The following is a 17,606-nucleotide window of genomic DNA, read 5'->3' on the forward strand; positions in this document are numbered from 1 at the left end:
GATTATGCTACCTCACTTTTCAAATCTGGTTCCTTGTTATTGACCATCACCGTCATGACCGCACCGACCATTATGAAGACGGCAAAGATCATATTTCTCAAGGAGAAGTCTCCGCCTAAGAATAGCACATCAAGGAAAATTGCAAAAGCGACATATGAAATATTCAACGACATGGCCCGGACCGGACCAATCATTTTAATCGCTTGATAATAGAGTACATAGGAAAGGGTACCGAACAAAGCGATTAATCCGATAAACCAAAACGTCTTCGTCGAGGCTACTTGCACCGTAAGCGAATGGCCGACAAAAATCGGAATGATTAACACGGCAAAGATAACAGCCGACGTGAATTGGCGGATAAACAAAGCCTGCAATGGACTGACTTCATCGTCTTTCATCCCGTAGGCAGAAATAACCGATTCCATCCCCCAGCCAAAGATACAAAAGATGATAAAAATAAGACCAATCGATACGGACGTGCTGGTAATTAAGTCACCTGAATAGCTAAGCGCAATCGTGAAGCCTATGCTGACCAATAATCCGAACCAGTTTTTCAAGGAAAGCCTGTCTCGTAAAATTAAGAAGGCAAAGAACGCGCCGACTGCCGGGAATATCGATGAAATGGAGGCCGTAAAGGATGCCCCGATACTCTGAACTGATAACACATAAAACGTCATCCCCACCGGTCCGCCCAGTGTGGCAGCAAGCACAACCCACAGCCCGCTTTTCGTTCGCAGCTTTTTAAAAGCGGTGCCGAGTTCGCCTCTGACAGCCATTAACACCATCATCCAAATCGATGAAAACGCGTCATGCAAAAACGTACTAAGTAATGGAGCGGCCAAAGCAATATCACTAAATTCTAAAAAAGTCGTTGAGGCAAGGGCATAGCCGATTAAAATGGTATCGATGGCCCATGTTAAGCCTGCTCCTAAACCGACAGTCACGCCTTTTGCATTAAATTTTTCCAAGTTTCATCTTCCCCTTAAATTCAGTTTGGTATGACTGTAAATTAGCCTGTGCTCTGGTATATCGATTGAATGCATAGGAACCAAAATCCTCGCCGCCTGCTTCCTTCATCAAGGCCCAAATCGTCCATAGAAAATCTAGGAAAATCTTATTTAGTAAAAGCTGCTGGCGATTTTCGCTTGTGATTGTCCCCTTAAAATACTCAAGCAAAAATAACTGCTCCTGGGCTGGTGTCAGTTCAGCCTCAATAATATAGGCAGCCACATCCCAAAGTGGATCGTTCATGCCGGAAAACTCCCAGTCAATCAAATACATCTTGTCTTCGCCGCTTTTCACGAAGTTTTCTGCCAGCGGATCATTATGGCAAGGCACTGGTGCTATTTTTAAGGATTTGTAGAATTCCTCCAGCTCAAGAACCTGCCGTTTGACTTCTTCATGGCCTTCAAACAATTCTCCATTTAATTTCGCTAAAACCGTTTCATACTCAGTGATTTTTTCAAACACATCAAAGCGGGCATTAAAGGTTTCCCCGGATGTATGCAATTGATAAAAAATATCAGCCACCTGAACTAAGTTGTCTTCGCGTGTTCCCGTTTTTGGATTGAGTGTTTCGGCATTCTCAATAAATCGGACAATTTTCAAACCGGAATGCTCATCAAAATAAACGACTTCCGGATTGATTCCCAGCCGACTTGTAATTTCCGAGTTGATTTTTTCATCAAGCCGATTAATATATTGTTCTGTGCCTCTTCCCGGAATTCGAGCCGCGTACTCTTGACCCCTTACGGTAACCTTAAAGTTCCGGTTGGTCAGGCCGCCAAGTGCTTCTACAGAATTGACATCGTCGATACTAATATCTAAGGCAGCGGCAACGACTTGCTTTAATTCCCGTTCCTTAAAATCAGCTTCTTTTCGCTGCAACATCGGATAAATTCTATCAACCACTTTAAAATGTTGCTCATAACTGTCAATTTCAGCCCAAACTAAATCAGGGATTTTAAATAAACCCACGTTTAGAATCCTGGATACATCCAAAATGATGTATTCGTAATTAACAAATGGATTTTTATTATTTTCGTATACCTTCAGCATTTCTTTATAAAAATCATAAGAAATTTTGGTCACGCCTGTCATTTCTCCGTCAATTCGGTTCAATTGATGAATATCCTTGGAGATTTTATAAAGATAATCATTTTGAATTTCGATAAAGGCTTCGTCGCCTGAACCGCTCTCTTTTGTAATCAGCAGGCAATCCCGTTCTTCATGGTTGAGCAGCTCCGTTACCGCATTTTCCTCAATCAAGATATCATCCTCAATCAACAGAAAATCATCGGTAATCGATTCGGCCGCTGCTGCAAGGGAAGCCATGCTGCCTGTCCACAGGTAGCGTGGATTTTCCACGAATTGAATAGCCGGATTTTCCTTCAACGACTGGACTTCGGCAATGGCCGCTTGTTTATAGCCTGTTACGATGATAATTTTTTCAATCCCATTGTTCTCGAGAATACCAATCGTTCTTTCCAACAAAGTCGTATCCTTAATGGGGAGCAGGCAGGCCGGCTGATCAAACTCATCCTTTACTCCTGCCGCAAGCAGGACCGCCTGTTTGATGATCTTTCGTTCACTGTTATGAAGGATGACCTTTGTTTCTTGACGTTGGTCTAATTCCTTTTTTAAAAATTCTTTCCCCTTTTTGGTTACCGTATAATGATGAGCTTTTCCTGACTTGTTAATCTGTATGAATTCTTCGTCTGCTAATTGATTTAATGAGTAATTTACCTTTCCGACTGAAAGGCCGCTAAGATCTGCTAATGCTCGTTGTGACAAATCTGGATTTTTTGAGAGAGCATCTAATAATTGAAAACGATCCATAATCGGATTCCAACTCCTTATCGTTCAATATTTGAACAATAGAATCTTAACACAAACTTAATAATTTGGATACACAAATTTTACGAATTAATTCGACCTTTTTTTTAAAATTATCTAGGCTATTGATCGTTTTCCAAGGAAGTTTTGTCTATCCGAGGCAAATTGGATGATTCACTTTGTTTACCACAAAAAAAGACCCTCTAACAATAAGAGGGTCATCTTTCCACTATTAATATTCTGGATAAAGAGTAAATTGATTGGTTAGTGCCTCGACACGTGCGCGTGCTTCTTCGAGTTTGGCTGGATCTTCATGATTTTTCAATGTGAAGGCGATAATCGCTGCGATCTCGTCCATTTCTGCTAATCCAAAGCCGCGTGAAGTAACCGCTGCGGTACCAACACGGATTCCACTTGTCACAAATGGGCTTTGCGGATCGTACGGAATGGTATTCTTGTTCACCGTAATGCCGATTTCATCTAATACCTTTTCAGCCACCTTGCCGGTTAAGCTTAAATTTTGCACATCGATAAGCAGCAAGTGGTTGTCGGTTCCGCCGGACACAAGCTTTAAGCCTTCTTTTTGAAGACTTTCCGCTAAGCGCTTGGCATTGGCAATAATGTTGCCGGCATATTCTTTAAAGCTTGGCTGCAGGGCTTCACCAAAAGCCACAGCTTTAGCGGCAATCACGTGCATAAGCGGGCCGCCTTGAATGCCTGGGAAGATTGATTTATCAATTTTCTTGCCAAATTCTTCTTTGCAAAGAATCATCCCGCCACGCGGACCTCTTAGCGTTTTATGCGTTGTGGTGGTAACAAAATCCGCGTATGGGACTGGATTTGGATGCAAGCCTGCTGCAACAAGTCCAGCGATGTGAGCCATATCCACCATCAGATACGCACCGACTTCATCCGCAATTTCACGGAACTTAGCAAAGTCAATTTCACGCGGGTAGGCACTGGCACCGGCCACGATGAGCTTTGGTTTATGTTCGAGTGCTTTCGCACGAACGTCTTCATAATTAATACGGTGCGTGGATTCATCCACACCATATTCAACAAAGTTATATTGAATACCACTGAAGTTTACAGGGCTGCCATGTGTTAAGTGACCGCCATGAGACAGGTTCATTCCCAGCACGGTGTCGCCTTGTTCGAGGATGGTGAAGTAGACAGCCATATTGGCTTGTGCCCCTGAATGCGGTTGAACGTTGACATACTCCGCGCCGAAAATTTGCTTGGCACGATCGCGAGCAAGGTCTTCCACCACATCGACATATTCACAGCCGCCATAGTAACGGCGTCCTGGATACCCTTCGGCATACTTATTCGTTAGGACAGATCCCTGTGCCTCCATGACTGCTTCACTAACAAAGTTTTCTGAGGCGATTAATTCAATTTTTGAACGCTGCCGTCCTAATTCTTGTTGAATAGCTTGAAAAACCTGCTCATCCGCTTGTGACAAATGCTTCATCTTACATCCCCCTTTTATGTATAAAGCCATAAAAATTCGAAAATTCACTCTTTATTCTACCATATCCTTCGTAGTTTGCCACCCTAAACAAAGCAAAAATGAGCGGACGGGCAGCCGTCACCATTTAAAACCGAACGAGGTGTCAATCATGTCAATGGTGTTAATGGTGTCAGGCACCATTAATACTACGAGCAGCTTAGATTTTCTGAGTTTCTTTCGTATACGGCACGGGGGCCGCCTATGAGTTTTGGGCGTGCCTTTGCCAAGGTAATGTTGGCATGACCCACGCTTTTTTGCTTGACCCGGATTGGGACTGCGACATGTTTCAGATGCATCCCTATTAAGGTTTGTCCGATGTCGATCCCGGCATCTGCTTTGATATATTCGACCACGACGGCATCTTCCAATTGTCCAAATGCATAAGTTGCCATCGCTCCGCCTGCTTTACGAACTGGGACAACGGATACCTCCTCAAGCCCTCGAGCAGTGGCAACAGAACGTTCAACGACCAACGCTCTATTTAGATGTTCACAGCATTGAAAGGCTAATTGGATTCCGGTTTCTGATTGGAGCTTCTTCAGTTGACGAAAAATCATTTCGGCTACTTCAACCGTGCCGGCCGTCCCAATTCGCTCACCGATAACCTCGCTCGTGCTGCAGCCGAGGACAAGCAGCTGTCCTGGCTTAAACTCGGCCTGCTCTTTAAATTCGGTGAGTACCGCTTCTAATTCCTGTCCCCATTCCTGGATCATTTGCCTCGACCTTTCTTTTAAAAAGAGTTATTAATGTTACCTTTTCCTTTAAAAACGTTAGGATACCCTTTAAAGGTTGAAATGGCCTTTATACCATTTATTTTATAAATGCTTATTCTCATATTCGGTAATTTTTCCGATCCGTTTAGCATGCCGGCCGCCTTCGAATTCCCCGGTCAGCCAAATTTCCGCGATATCGCGCGCTAAGCCAGGGCCGATGACGCGCTCACCCATCGCCAGCATGTTAGAATCATTATGGGCACGAGTAGCGCGTGCGCTGAATGTATCATGAACAAGCGCACAGCGAATCCCCTTCACTTTGTTGGCAGCAATGCTCATGCCGATTCCTGTTCCACAAATCAAAATCCCTCGGTCAAACTCACCGCTCGCTACTTTTTCCGCTACAGGCAGCGCATAATCTGGAAAATCGACCGATGTTTCACACTCACAGCCGAAATCCACATAGTCAATCTTTAATTCCTCCAGTAATTTAGCAATTTCTTTGCGAATATTCACGCCGCCATGATCTGATGCCAATGCCACTTTCATGAACCATTCCTCCTGTTTCATTCCTTTTAATCTGCTTTCATTTTGACACACTGCCAAAAAAAGATAAAGTGATACATTCAAAGAGCACAGGTCCCGTTCAAGCCATAATTGTCACCGTAAACAAAATAATAGCTCCCCTTGTTGAAGAGAGCTGTCCATTAAATCCTATTCAACTAGATTCCCAAACTATCCTCTAATCAATCGCCTGACAACTGCAGTTTTTCAATCACCTTATCAATGTAATATTCTAATTCCTGATAGGTTTGCTCATAGATTTCTAAGCTGCCGCCGTAGGGATCGCCAACATCTTGTTGGAACGCTTCGCCGCTGTATTCCTTTAACGTAAACACCTTCCTAACAGAATCCGGAAATTGCTGTTGAATCGCAAATTTGTGGGAAGTGGTCATGGTTAAAATGAGGTCTGCCCAGTCCACCTCGGCCCTCGTTAACATACTAGAACGATGTTGATGCGGGATGTGATTGCTATCCAGCACCGTTTTTGCATGTGTGGACGCCTCGCTGCCATTCGCCGCATAGATCCCAGCCGACTTCACTTCCACCCAAGAGAGATGTTTATTTTTCAAAATGGCTTCTGCCATTGGGCTTCTGCATGTATTTCCCGTACATACAAATAATATATGTTTCACACACGTTACCCCCGATCAATTTTATTAGTCTACCCCGCTGGTTTTTAAAAAAACCTCCCCCCGAACGATTCGAAAGAAGGCTTTTTAAAAAATTAGCGCAAACTGATGGCTTGTCTGCCCATTTGCTGCCAACCGCGTTTGAACGCACTAATCGCGACCTTGCGATTCTTCGTAACAGACAGCGGATCGTTAAAATAAATATATTGGCTGTCATAGCCTGTCACAAGGACACTGTGCTCCTTGTACGTAATTGAAATTTTTCCAGATGGAGTGTTCCATGTTTGCCAGTATTGCGACGGAACGGTGTCGAACATGACATTGTTAATTACCCATACTGGTTTCCCGTTATTTAAATACTTATATATCTCCTCAAAATTACCACCGGTTAAATCAACTACGCGATTAGGCAGATATTTTGCCGCCAGTTCTGCGATTGGCCCGTGGTACACACCAAGGCCCGGTTTACTGAAGGTGTACATATCGCCGACAAATCCTGAATAGGGATTGCCAAAGTAGATTTGCCCATTACTTTTTGAATAAGGGGTTGGATCTTTTCGCACTTGTGATGCTAACGTCATTTTATTCGTACTCACACCAGCATCCAAAAGAAGCATCGCAAGAGACGTCACTTCACAGCCGCGTGGGAGCTCTGGCATTTGCGCAACAAGCGGCGCATCAAGCTCCGCACCGGAAACTGCCCCGCTCTTGCCTAGTAAATACCAATCCAGACCGCTTTTGACCCAGCCGGTTTTCATCGAACCATCGGAATTAAGATAATACCATTGGCCGCGGTCCAGCAGCCAGCCGGTTGCCATGGCGCCGCTTTGTTCAAGGAAATACCATTGGCCGTTCCACAATACCCAGCCGGTTGCCATCGCCCCGCTGCTGTTTAGATAATACCAGCGATTGTTGGTCTTCACCCAGCCTGTTTTCATCGCACCTGAACCATCAAGGAAATACCACTTGTCGGCATCCAGCACCCAGCCCGTTGCCATTGTCCCGTTGCCATTGAGGTAATACCACTTATATTTGTCATAAATCCAGCCGGTCGCCATTGCCCCATTATTTTTGAAAAAATACCACTTGCCCTGTTCCAGTAACCAGCCTGTTTTCATCGCACCCGTTGACGTTAGAAAATAGTGGCTGCCCTGATCCTCTAGCCAGCCGGTCTGCCATTTCCCATCTTGATCAACGTAATACCACAGACCATTCTGCTTGACCCAGCCTGCTACGGTTACTTCGATTGCATATGTATTTCCATCCACATCTTCAGCTGTTAATTTTAGTAGAGTTTTAGCGAGCTGCTTGGTAATCTCGACTGCAAAACCCCCTGTTTCATCAGCTGTTGTTGAATTAAGCAATACCCCGGCACTGTTTTCCACCTTAACGGTTACATTTGGGGATGTAGTCCCTTTAATTGTCGTTGTTTGATCAGTTATTTTTTCCACTAATTGAAGTTGTAAGGTTTCACTCGCTGTTTCAGCAAAAGCTAACCTTGGAAAAAAAGATTGAGAGATTACCATTAAAAAAATTAAAACCTTGATCCATACTGCTTGACGCAATTGGTGTCCCTCCTCCTATGATTAAAATAGATTGGTAGATCATAAATTTACCAGATTCTATTCTATCATATTTGAAGCAGAGTTTTTAGAATATTTTCACACAAAAGCTGCAAGCAGTTTTATGCCAAATGCCAGTAAAATGGCACCGCCAAGGGCCTCACTATAGTGGCCCAGCCAGCCTTGTACCTTTCGGCCAAGTAACAGTCCGGCCCAGGTTTGCACGGTTGCCACGATTCCAAAACAAATAATCACCATAACCGTTTTTGCCCCGTAGATGCCTAGGGTCAGTCCCACAGAAAAACTATCCAAACTCACGCTTAAGGCGAAGAGCAATAAACCAAATCCAACTGGAGTAATGACTTTCTCTTCCCCTTTTTTCAACGATGCCCAAATCATTTGCAATCCTAGCAAGATGAGGAGCAATCCGCCGATCAAGGTAGCAAATGCACCGAATTTTTCCGAAAGAAATTTCCCCGCTATAATCCCCAAAAGCGGCATCCAGACATGGAATAACCCAATGGTGAGGCCGATATTAAAAATTTTTCGCAGTCGCAGCTTGTACATCCCCATCCCAAGACCAACTGAAAAAGCATCCATCCCAAGTGCAAATGCCATTAATATTAGTGTTATGACTTCGCCAACCATCTCTGACATCCATCCCGCCCCCTTGGACTAACTACCTAAGCATATGCACGTCCAAATGGATTTAGAAGTCAAGCCGGCAAAGGAATATTGGATGCGGTCGGCGCTTACCTACCTGGTGGTGTTATTAATGGTGCCTGACACCAATTACATCACGCCGGTAGTGCAAATGGTGCCTGTCACCAATACTCACTTAATAACCATTAAAAAGGGACAAAAAAACACCAGTCCTCCGTAGATGGAGGTCCTGGTGTTATTCCGTGATAATCTTGTGTCCAGCCGCTTTTTCCAACCGGTTCATGATGGCGTGCCCGACACCCTCATTTGGAAACATTTCACTATAAATCACATCGATTTCGGCTTGATTGAACTGGCGTAAGGTATCATAAAGCGCTGCCGCCACCGTCTCAAGCTCCGCCCGTTTTCCACAAGCGACAACAAGGTCCGCATGATACGTATTCATCCGCTCCTCCGTCGTCAATATCCCAACCCGGAGCCCTTCCTGCTGCTTTTCAGCGACGACACGCTGCAAAAACTCAGCGGTGCCTGACACCATGATCAGCGGGGCATTGGGGGCATAGTGCCGATATTTCATTCCAGGCGCTTTTGGCTTGGCCGATGCATCCTTTAAGGCCGCATCCTCGAGGACTTCTCCGACAACCGCTTCGAGCTGCTCTTTGGTTACACCGCCCGGCCGCAAGATGACGGGAATGTTCTCCGTGCAATCGACAACCGTTGACTCGACGCCAACCCCTGTAGGGCCGCCATCCAGAACGCCTGCAATTTTTCCCTGTAAATCATCCAAGACATGCTGTGCATTAGTGGGGCTCGGTTTTCCCGAACTGTTCGCGCTTGGAGCCGCAATCGGCAATCCGCATGCTTTCAAGAGCGCTTGTCCAACCGGGTGATCCGGCATCCTGACCCCTACACTATCCAAACCGGCCGTAGCCTTCTCCGACAGCACGCTGTCTTTCTTTTTAAAAATAATCGTCAGCGGGCCCGGCCAAAACGTGTCCATTAACATCTCCGCCTTTTCCGGAACCTCCGCCACAAATCTAGTCAGCTGTTCCCGTTCAGCAATATGAATAATTAACGGATTATCACCTGGGCGTCCTTTTGCGGCAAAAATTTTGGCGACCGCCTCATCACTTTCGGCATTGCCGCCAAGTCCGTAAACCGTTTCCGTCGGCAAGGCGACCACTTCATTTTTTCGTAAAAAATCTGCGGCATCCACAACCTGTGGATTATTTTCGAGATTATCCACATACTTATCCACTGTCCAAACTTTTGTGTTCATTGTTATCCACCTTTATCGTTAATGAGTCTTTTAGCGAAATTTGGCGAAAATAGACGGAAAGACTCATTTTTTTCATTCAGTACGTTTGAAAGTATAAAAGAAGGTGGGCATAAATACAAGCGTTATCCACAATTTGTGCATAACTTTGCGGAAAAAGTGGATAACTTTGTGGATATATCCACAATTATAATGAAAATTTTAAAAATAATGAGTTATCCACATTTAAAACGTGCCGAATATGTTCAGATTGAAAAAATTCAGAAGGTAATTCGTCCCGCCCCAATTTGCGAAAACCCATTAATTCAAAAAATGGTAAGGCTACACTTTTATTAGTTGCCAAAAACAGGCTTTTTATCCCTTTTTCCTTCGCTAATTGAACCATTTGCTCAAAAAGAACAAAGATTTCCTTGTCAGCTTGTCCAGGAGTGACGACGAGCGAGCGCAGCAGGCCCGATTCGCCAAACGCCTCCATCCCGAGCGAGCCGCGGATTGTCCCCTCCGGATTCTCTAGCAGGAGAAAATAGTTGATGGTTTCCTCATTTAGTCCATCTGTCCCAAGCTTCGCCTTCGAAAGAAATGCTTGTAAACTCTTCAAATCTTGCTTATTTGCCTTACGAATAACCGCCTGCATCCCATCCACCTCTTTTTTAAGATTCTACTCTATTACTATGAATAGATAGGAAAAATAGAACAGGGCGGAATGGAATCTAGTAAAAAAACTAGTTTTTTTCATATTTTTTGTGTGCGAACCACTTTTATCAGCGGATTTCCGGGAGATATCAGCGAATTTTTTATTTTATCAGCGAATCTATGGATATATCAGCGAATGACCCTTTTCAAAAAAAAATAGCCAGTCCCGATGGAACCAGCGCTTAGTTAAACATCTTTTCCCACATTTCAACTACGAAGAACTTTACCTTCACCGGCTCTTCATCCTTCGCTGTATACAATGGTGCATCCTTCTCCACTTGCTTCTTCGGCTTTTTCACTTCTACTTGTTGTTTTTTCGGTTCTTTTTCAACTGGAAGTGGTTTTTTCACTTCCACTACTTCTTTCGCCACTGGCTGTTGTTTTTTGACGACTTTTTCTTGACTAAAAGGCTTTACCTTTTCTACCACTTTCTCTTCTACTGGGGCCACTTGTACTTTAGTCTCAGCGACAGTCTCCTTTTTCGGTTCCACTTCTGCCTCTGGCTCCGGGGCTGCCTTTGCCACCCTCTCCTCCTCAAACCCATCACTTACCGCTACACCATTCGAGAAATCAAGGAAACATAACGGCGGGTACAACACACACCACCAATTTGCGCCCTCGCCCTTACCTAATGTAATTAAAATCGCTTGATACTCACCAGCTGGATATAGAAATTGACCATATAATTTGGTTGGAAACTGTACCTTCCCAAATTCAACCTTCACCGACTGATCTGACCCTTGCTCGCGGACCACTTTTTCGGCAATCGCTTGAATTTCTGGAAGCTTCGCATTCATCACTTTTTTCGCTTCCTGCATCGAGGTTAAATCCTGCACCCAAAGAGTAATTTGAGCATTAACCGCATCGCGCACTTTGCGTTTGATGGCTTGATCTTTTTCAAAATCACTATTTGCCAAAATTCTGAGGCGGATTGCTTCCCCTGGAATCACAATCGACTCCTTTGCGGCCGCCTCTGTTTTTGGCATATATAAACTCAACATTGTTCCCAATGATAACACCACTAAATATCCCCAAACGACTAATTTGCTTCTCACTCCCAGCACCGTCCCTTCTTCTGTATCAACATTGTGGACAAAATGCCAGAATCTTAAACTAGTAAATTTTAATATTTTTGCTAGTTGCCTCTTATGAACGAACTTATTCACGCAAAAAAGACTTCGGGGTATTAGTCCCCGAGGCCAATTTCCGCAAACACCATCCGGTCCTTGCCATTTATATCATTAACGATTTCTACCTTTACATCTTTAAATGTTTTTTGAAAAAGCTCCGCTACCGCTTCGCCCTGACCGGCCCCGATTTCAAAACATACCAGCGCGCACGGCGCGAGTACCTGCGGCAGCTCGGTCATAAAACGGCGGTAAAAATCCAGCCCATCCTCACCGGCAAACAGGGCCCGGTGCGGCTCATGCTCCGTCACCACATCGGACATTGTTTGAATATCACCATTCGGAATATAAGGCGGATTTGACATCACCACATCCAGTTTTTCTCCGCTATCTATAAACGGGCGCAACAAATCCCCTTGGATAAACCGAACCTTGGCACCAAGAAGGCGCGCATTCTCACGGGCAACCCCAAGCGACGCCCCCGCAATATCCGTCCCCGTCACACATAACCCATCGGCGGTGCCTGTCACCCTTTGCAACCCATATGCAGTGCTATTGATGCTTTTCACCCTTTGCAACCCATCGGTAGTGCTATTGGTGCCTGTCACCCTTTGTAACTCATCGATAGGAGTATTGGTGCCTGTCACCTTAAGTTCTAGCGCCATGGTTATGGCGATGGCGCCGCTGCCGGTGCCGATGTCGGCGAGGTTTATTTCTTGGCGGCCGTTGAACAAACGCTTGATTCGTTGAATGGTGCCATAAACGAGTTCCTCTGTCTCTGGCCTTGGAATCAGCACTTCTTCATTCACACGAAATGACCGGCCGTAAAACTCTTCAGAACCGATGATGTATTGCACAGGCAGCCCTTGTTTGACATGCTCAGTAACAGCCCTTTCAAACGGTTCCCAAACCGCTGGCGTCAATTCATCATGCATATTGGCAAACAACTGCGCCCGCGACATACCCGTAAAGTGACGAAGTAACAACTCGCCGGCATTCTCATCACGATTGGCTTCAACTAAAAAAGAAGAAGCCCATTTCAGAGCTTCGAATACTTTTTTATTCTTCATTTGAGGCACTTTCCAATCTCTTCGCTTGGTCTTCCATAATCAAAGCATCGATGATCTCATCAAGTTTACCTTCAATGATTTGGTCCAATTTTTGAATCGTTAAGCCAATTCGGTGATCTGTCACCCGGTTTTGCGGGAAGTTGTAGGTGCGGATCCGTTCAGAACGGTCACCGGTACCAACTGCAGATTTACGCACTTGATCGTATTCAGCCTGTGCTTCCTGCTGGAACTTATCATACACACGCGCACGTAATACCTTCATCGCTTTATCCCTATTTTTATGCTGGGATTTTTCATCTTGAATGGAAACCATGATTCCTGTAGGAATGTGCGTTAACCGAACAGCAGACATCGTCGTGTTAACCGACTGTCCACCCGCACCACTAGATGCGAAGGTATCGAAACGAATATCCTTATCATGGATTTCGTATTCAAATTCTTCTGCTTCTGGCAAACATACAACCGTTGCCGTCGACGTATGAATCCGTCCGCTTGATTCTGTTTCTGGCACACGCTGCACACGGTGAGCGCCATTTTCAAATTTCAATTTGGAATAGGCACCCGTACCATTAATCATAAAACTAATTTCCTTGTAACCGCCAAGTCCTGTTGGGCTCGCATCAAGCAGGTCAATCTTCCAGCCCTGTGATTCTGCATAGCGGCTGTACATACGATATAAAGTCCCTGCAAACAGGGCAGCTTCATCTCCGCCTGCCGCACCGCGAATTTCGAAGATAACGTTTTTGTCATCATTCGGATCCTTTGGCACGAGAAGAATTTTCATTTTTGCTTCGAGCTCTTCAATTTGGTGCTCAAGCTCATGTACTTCTTCCTTGACCATTTCGCGCATCTCGGCATCCAGCTTCTCATCGAGCATGGCTTTGGCTTCTTGAAGCTGCTCACGAGCCTCTTTATATTGGCGATATGTTACTACGGTTTCTTGTATGTCAGATTGTTCTTTTGAATATTCACGAAGTTTTTTAGGGTCATTAATAATTTGTGGGTCGCTTAAAAGTTCATTTAATCTTTCATAACGATCTTCCACGGATTGAAGACGATCAAACACAGCATTCACCTCGAGTTTTAGTCCATAACATTCTAATTATAGTATAGTGGAAAACCAACGTCAAAACCAAATTGAGGGAGAAAATTTTTTGGAGGAGAAAAAAGATAGTGAAAATGTATTTTACGATAAAAAGTAAGCATGATTTTTCAAGAAAAAACATGCCCTAAAATCAGAGCATGTTAGCGTCGATCTTCCTGAACCTTTACTTCTATATTGTATCGTGGAAGTGCCTGAATGAGCTTTTTGTGGAGACGTGCTTCCGCGTCATTTCTTTTTTGGTCCGAAAGCATTCCTTTTTTGTACACCGATACCCACATCCGGTCGCCATTAATCCAGACTGAATCTGTCACAAATTCATTTGTCCCTTTCACGACTTGTTTCGCCTTATTGATATCATTGCCGTGATTGGTCGCACCAGCCTCACCACCGCTACCCGTTCCTTTTAAGTCGAGAAAGTTGGGATTTTGGTTGGTAATATCATCTTCGACAAAGTGCTGTTTGTTCTTACCTCGGTCAGCCGTAGTGTCGATTCCATTATTTTTGTTATCCTGAAGGGACATATTATTGGGAGAGGAGCGATCTTTCCGCAGGTCATACGCCTCTTCATCCCCACGATTATTCTGACATCCGCTGACTATTGTTAATAACACGATAAACATGAGAGACATCCATCTTTTCTGCATTTTACACCTCCCATTACTATCGTGCCCGTTCAACGCTGTATTTTAGCGAGAGAATTCTTTCCAATGATCGAAGAGTTGAACGGCAAACTTCGATGCAAGCCCACTCTCTCAAAATTATAATTATTCAGCGGGTTTTGCCAATAATCCCGCGGACTCTTAGATTATTCCGCGAACTTTTCCAATAATTCCGCGGACATTGAGTTTATTCCCGCGGATTCCTCCAATAATCCCGCCAAACCAAGAATTCAACCTCAAAATCCCATTTTCCCCATAAAAAAAACTGCCCGAGAATCCAACTCTCAGACAGTGTTATGGGTGTCAGGCACCATTTATGATCTCCTGACATTATTTACGTTTTAAACTGCGCAAACAGCATCTATGGTGTCAGGCACCAACCACAACCAAAACCACCAACCACTCAATCAACAATCCCTATTTCGCGGTGGCTGAGACGGGTGCGGTTTTTGGGACTTCGTGGTGGTGACGGCAGCGGGGCTCGTACGCTTCGGATGCACCCACTAGGATGACTGGGTCATGGTAGGATGCAGGACGCCCATTAATTAGCCGCTGCGTCCGGCTTGACGGCGAGCCGCATACGGTGCAGACTGCCTGAAGCTTTGTGACGGATTCCGCAATCGCCATTAACGCAGGCATTTGCCCAAACGGCTCGCCGCGGAAATCCATGTCAAGACCGGCACATATTACGCGGTGTCCGCTGTCAGCCAACTGCTGAACCACACGGAGAATTCCTTCATCAAAAAACTGAACTTCATCAATGGCAATAATATCAATATCAGCTTCTACATGGTGAAGCAGCTCAGTTGAATGGGAAATTGGCTTCGCATGAAAAGAAGAGCCATTATGGGAGACTACAGATTGTTCACTGTAGCGATTATCAATTTTCGGCTTAAAAACAGCGATTTTTTGTTTGGCAAATTGAGCCCGTCTTACGCGGCGAATCAATTCCTCCGACTTTCCAGAAAACATACTGCCACAGATAACCTCAACCCATCCGCTTTGTTTCATTACATACATAAACGGTGTCTCCTTCCTATAACGAACCCGATCACGATCTTTAATTAGTTTCGCAGGCGGCCACAAGGCTGGCAGCCTGAACATAAGCTATTTTAAGTATTTTACCCTGCAAATCTATGTGAACAACGAATTTTTTTCAATAAAAAACAGGCAAGTCATAATTTCTCTTGCCTGTCTTGAGCAACTATTGTTGTTGTTGCTTAAGGCCATATTTTTTGTTGAAACGGTCAACACGTCCGCCAGCTTCAGCGAATTTTTGACGACCTGTATAGAATGGATGACATTCTGAACAAGTTTCAACGCGAATTTCATTTTTAACAGAACCGGTTTCAAATGTATTACCACATGCACATGTCACCTTGACTGTTTTATAATTAGGATGAATTCCTGCTTTCATTTCTTTTCAGCTCCTTCCGCCCTGAATCATTCGAGACAGAGTTATAAATGCTTGTCTATAAGAACAAGCACCAATTACATAAAAGACACTGCACCCATTATAACAAGGTCCACCATTTTTTGCAAGTTGGGATTTGTTGGTTTCTTTATTAAATAAATAAACCTTTCAAAAACGCACTTTGCTTACCTTCTTGATTTTAACTCTTCCCCAAGCTGGGCAAAAAATTCTTCATTAGACTTTGTTTGGCGTAATTTTTTCAAGAAGCGTTCGGCGAAGTCCGGTGAATCGGACATGGACTTGCGAATCGCCCATAATTTATCCAAATGCTCTTTCGGAACGAGTAATTCCTCTTTCCGAGTTCCGGAGCGGCGAATATCAAGCGCAGGGAAAATACGGCGCTCAGCAAGCTGACGATCAAGATGCAGCTCCATATTGCCTGTCCCTTTAAATTCTTCATAAATGACATCGTCCATCCGTGAACCAGTATCGACCAAAGCAGTCGCCAAGATGGTCAAGCTGCCGCCCTCTTCGATATTACGCGCTGCCCCAAAGAACCGCTTTGGACGGTGGAACGCTGCCGGGTCGATACCACCAGACAAGGTCCGGCCGCTTGGCGGAATGACTAAGTTGTAAGCACGAGCCAAACGGGTAATACTATCCATTAAGATGACGACATCGCGTTTGTGTTCAACCAAGCGCATTGCCCGGTCCAGCACGAGCTCGGCCACCTTAATATGATTTTCGGGAACTTCATCAAAGGTTGAGCTGACCACATCACCAGCCACTGAACGCTCAATATCCGTTACCTCTTCAGGACGTTCATCGATCAAGAGCATAATCAGTTCGACATCAGGATGGTTGGTCGTAATACTGTTGGCAATTTCTTTTAACAGCATCGTTTTACCAGCCTTAGGCGGCGCCACAATGAGACCGCGCTGGCCAAATCCAACGGGTGCGACAAGATCCATAATCCTGGTGGAAAGATGTTTTGGTGTTGTTTCGAGCTTCATTTGTCGGTCTGGATACAGCGGTGTTAAGGCTGGGAAATAAACACGTTCCTTTGCAGATTCGGGATCTTCCCCGTTTACGGCTTCTACATGGAGCAGCCCATAATAGCGTTCATTTTCTTTTGGAGGCCGAACTTTACCGGAAACCTTGTCCCCATTACGAAGATCGAAGCGGCGGATTTGCGAAGCTGAAATATAAATATCCTCTGAGCTTGGCGAATAGTTGATTGGTCGTAAAAACCCGAAACCCTCTGATTGAATAATCTCGAGGACGCCTTCCATGAAAAAATAGCCTTGTTGCTCTGCCCGAGATTTTAGGATGGCAAAAATTAATTCTTTTTTTGTTAATTTGCTGTAATAGGTCACCTTAAATTCACGTGCAAGCTCATAAAGTTCCTTCAGCTTCATATTTTCTAAACTTGAAATTGTTAAGTCCATTTGTACACCACTCTTTAAAATTTTTCCAGCAAATCCGCTTTCCTTAAGTTAGCGGGAGATTGTCAGGTAAGAACAATACTATGATAGTAGAGGATTGAAATTGAAGTAGAAAGGAAATGAATAGAATTGCAGAAATTATGCATATTAAAAACAATTACTATTTTACCCTCTGTACAAAAAATTAATCAACTAATATTTATTTAATTATTGGTTTGAAATACTTTCCGGTAGGAGATTAATCAAAATCCTCTAGGAGAAATCGGAGTTTTAGATAAAAAGACTAGACCCTAACAGCACCTAGTCTCTCTCTTTAAATGGTGCCTGACACCATTACC

17 protein-coding genes are annotated in these 17,606 nt (G+C 44.4%); all 17 read right to left on the bottom strand.

Annotation, left to right across the window (positions count from 1 at the left end):
- Positions 1-2 precede the first annotated feature (2 nt).
- The 17 genes from AC4E8C_RS23915 to rho all read right to left on the bottom strand — a co-directional run bounded on the left by AC4E8C_RS23915 (position 3) and on the right by rho (position 17,271).
- Positions 3-968: a DMT family transporter gene (locus AC4E8C_RS23915; RefSeq protein ID WP_490209116.1), complete on the bottom strand. Its 966-nt coding sequence runs from the start codon at positions 966-968 to the stop codon at positions 3-5.
- Entirely contained in the window at positions 955-2,838 is a 1,884-nt protein-coding gene (locus tag AC4E8C_RS23920; RefSeq protein ID WP_490209117.1) for an NTP transferase domain-containing protein, read from the bottom strand. The genes AC4E8C_RS23915 and AC4E8C_RS23920 overlap by 14 nt, the downstream gene beginning before the upstream one ends.
- A 229-nt stretch (positions 2,839-3,067) precedes the next feature.
- The gene (gene glyA / locus AC4E8C_RS23925; RefSeq protein WP_490209118.1) at positions 3,068-4,309 is read right to left on the bottom strand and encodes a serine hydroxymethyltransferase; all 1,242 of its coding nucleotides are present in this window, start codon (positions 4,307-4,309) and stop codon (positions 3,068-3,070) included.
- Between the two features lie 185 nt (positions 4,310-4,494).
- Positions 4,495-5,061: a TIGR01440 family protein gene (locus AC4E8C_RS23930; protein ID WP_490209119.1), complete on the bottom strand. Its 567-nt coding sequence runs from the start codon at positions 5,059-5,061 to the stop codon at positions 4,495-4,497.
- 102 nt (positions 5,062-5,163) lie between these two features.
- Positions 5,164-5,610 (bottom strand): ribose 5-phosphate isomerase B, encoded by a 447-nt coding sequence (gene rpiB / locus AC4E8C_RS23935; RefSeq protein ID WP_490209120.1) that lies wholly within the window; start codon positions 5,608-5,610, stop codon positions 5,164-5,166.
- Between the two features lie 197 nt (positions 5,611-5,807).
- On the bottom strand, positions 5,808-6,257 hold the full coding sequence (locus AC4E8C_RS23940; RefSeq protein ID WP_490209121.1) for a low molecular weight protein arginine phosphatase: 450 nt from the start codon (positions 6,255-6,257) through the stop codon (positions 5,808-5,810).
- A gap of 92 nt (positions 6,258-6,349) precedes the next feature.
- The gene (locus AC4E8C_RS23945) at positions 6,350-7,819 is read right to left on the bottom strand and encodes a C39 family peptidase (RefSeq protein ID WP_490209122.1); all 1,470 of its coding nucleotides are present in this window, start codon (positions 7,817-7,819) and stop codon (positions 6,350-6,352) included.
- A 96-nt stretch (positions 7,820-7,915) separates the two neighbouring features.
- Positions 7,916-8,473, bottom strand: coding sequence for a manganese efflux pump MntP (locus AC4E8C_RS23950; RefSeq protein WP_490209123.1), 558 nt, complete (start codon positions 8,471-8,473; stop codon positions 7,916-7,918).
- Positions 8,474-8,714: 241 nt separating this feature from the next.
- Positions 8,715-9,758, bottom strand: a complete 1,044-nt coding sequence (locus AC4E8C_RS23955; RefSeq protein ID WP_490209124.1) for an L-threonylcarbamoyladenylate synthase — start codon at positions 9,756-9,758, stop codon at positions 8,715-8,717.
- A gap of 184 nt (positions 9,759-9,942) precedes the next feature.
- Positions 9,943-10,389 carry a GNAT family N-acetyltransferase gene (locus tag AC4E8C_RS23960; protein WP_490209125.1) on the bottom strand — a complete coding sequence of 149 codons (447 nt, stop codon included), beginning with the start codon at positions 10,387-10,389 and terminating at the stop codon, positions 9,943-9,945.
- A gap of 241 nt (positions 10,390-10,630) precedes the next feature.
- A complete protein-coding gene (spoIIR, locus tag AC4E8C_RS23965; RefSeq protein WP_490209126.1) occupies positions 10,631-11,614 on the bottom strand; it encodes a stage II sporulation protein R in 984 nt (327 codons plus the stop codon).
- 20 nt (positions 11,615-11,634) lie between these two features.
- The gene (gene prmC, locus AC4E8C_RS23970; protein ID WP_490209127.1) at positions 11,635-12,645 is read right to left on the bottom strand and encodes a peptide chain release factor N(5)-glutamine methyltransferase; all 1,011 of its coding nucleotides are present in this window, start codon (positions 12,643-12,645) and stop codon (positions 11,635-11,637) included.
- A complete protein-coding gene (gene prfA / locus AC4E8C_RS23975; RefSeq protein ID WP_490209128.1) occupies positions 12,635-13,711 on the bottom strand; it encodes a peptide chain release factor 1 in 1,077 nt (358 codons plus the stop codon). The genes prmC and prfA overlap by 11 nt, the downstream gene beginning before the upstream one ends.
- A 179-nt stretch (positions 13,712-13,890) precedes the next feature.
- Positions 13,891-14,394 carry a hypothetical protein gene (locus tag AC4E8C_RS23980; protein WP_490209129.1) on the bottom strand — a complete coding sequence of 168 codons (504 nt, stop codon included), beginning with the start codon at positions 14,392-14,394 and terminating at the stop codon, positions 13,891-13,893.
- Positions 14,395-14,826: 432 nt separating this feature from the next.
- Entirely contained in the window at positions 14,827-15,429 is a 603-nt protein-coding gene (locus tag AC4E8C_RS23985) for a thymidine kinase (protein WP_490209130.1), read from the bottom strand.
- 184 nt (positions 15,430-15,613) lie between these two features.
- Complete coding sequence (gene rpmE, locus AC4E8C_RS23990) at positions 15,614-15,826, bottom strand: 50S ribosomal protein L31 (protein WP_464505364.1); 213 nt, start codon at positions 15,824-15,826, stop codon at positions 15,614-15,616.
- Positions 15,827-16,008: 182 nt separating this feature from the next.
- Entirely contained in the window at positions 16,009-17,271 is a 1,263-nt protein-coding gene (gene rho / locus AC4E8C_RS23995; RefSeq protein ID WP_490209131.1) for a transcription termination factor Rho, read from the bottom strand.
- Positions 17,272-17,606 lie beyond the last annotated feature (335 nt).

It is taken from the genome of Neobacillus sp. SRL179, from assembly GCF_984799095.1.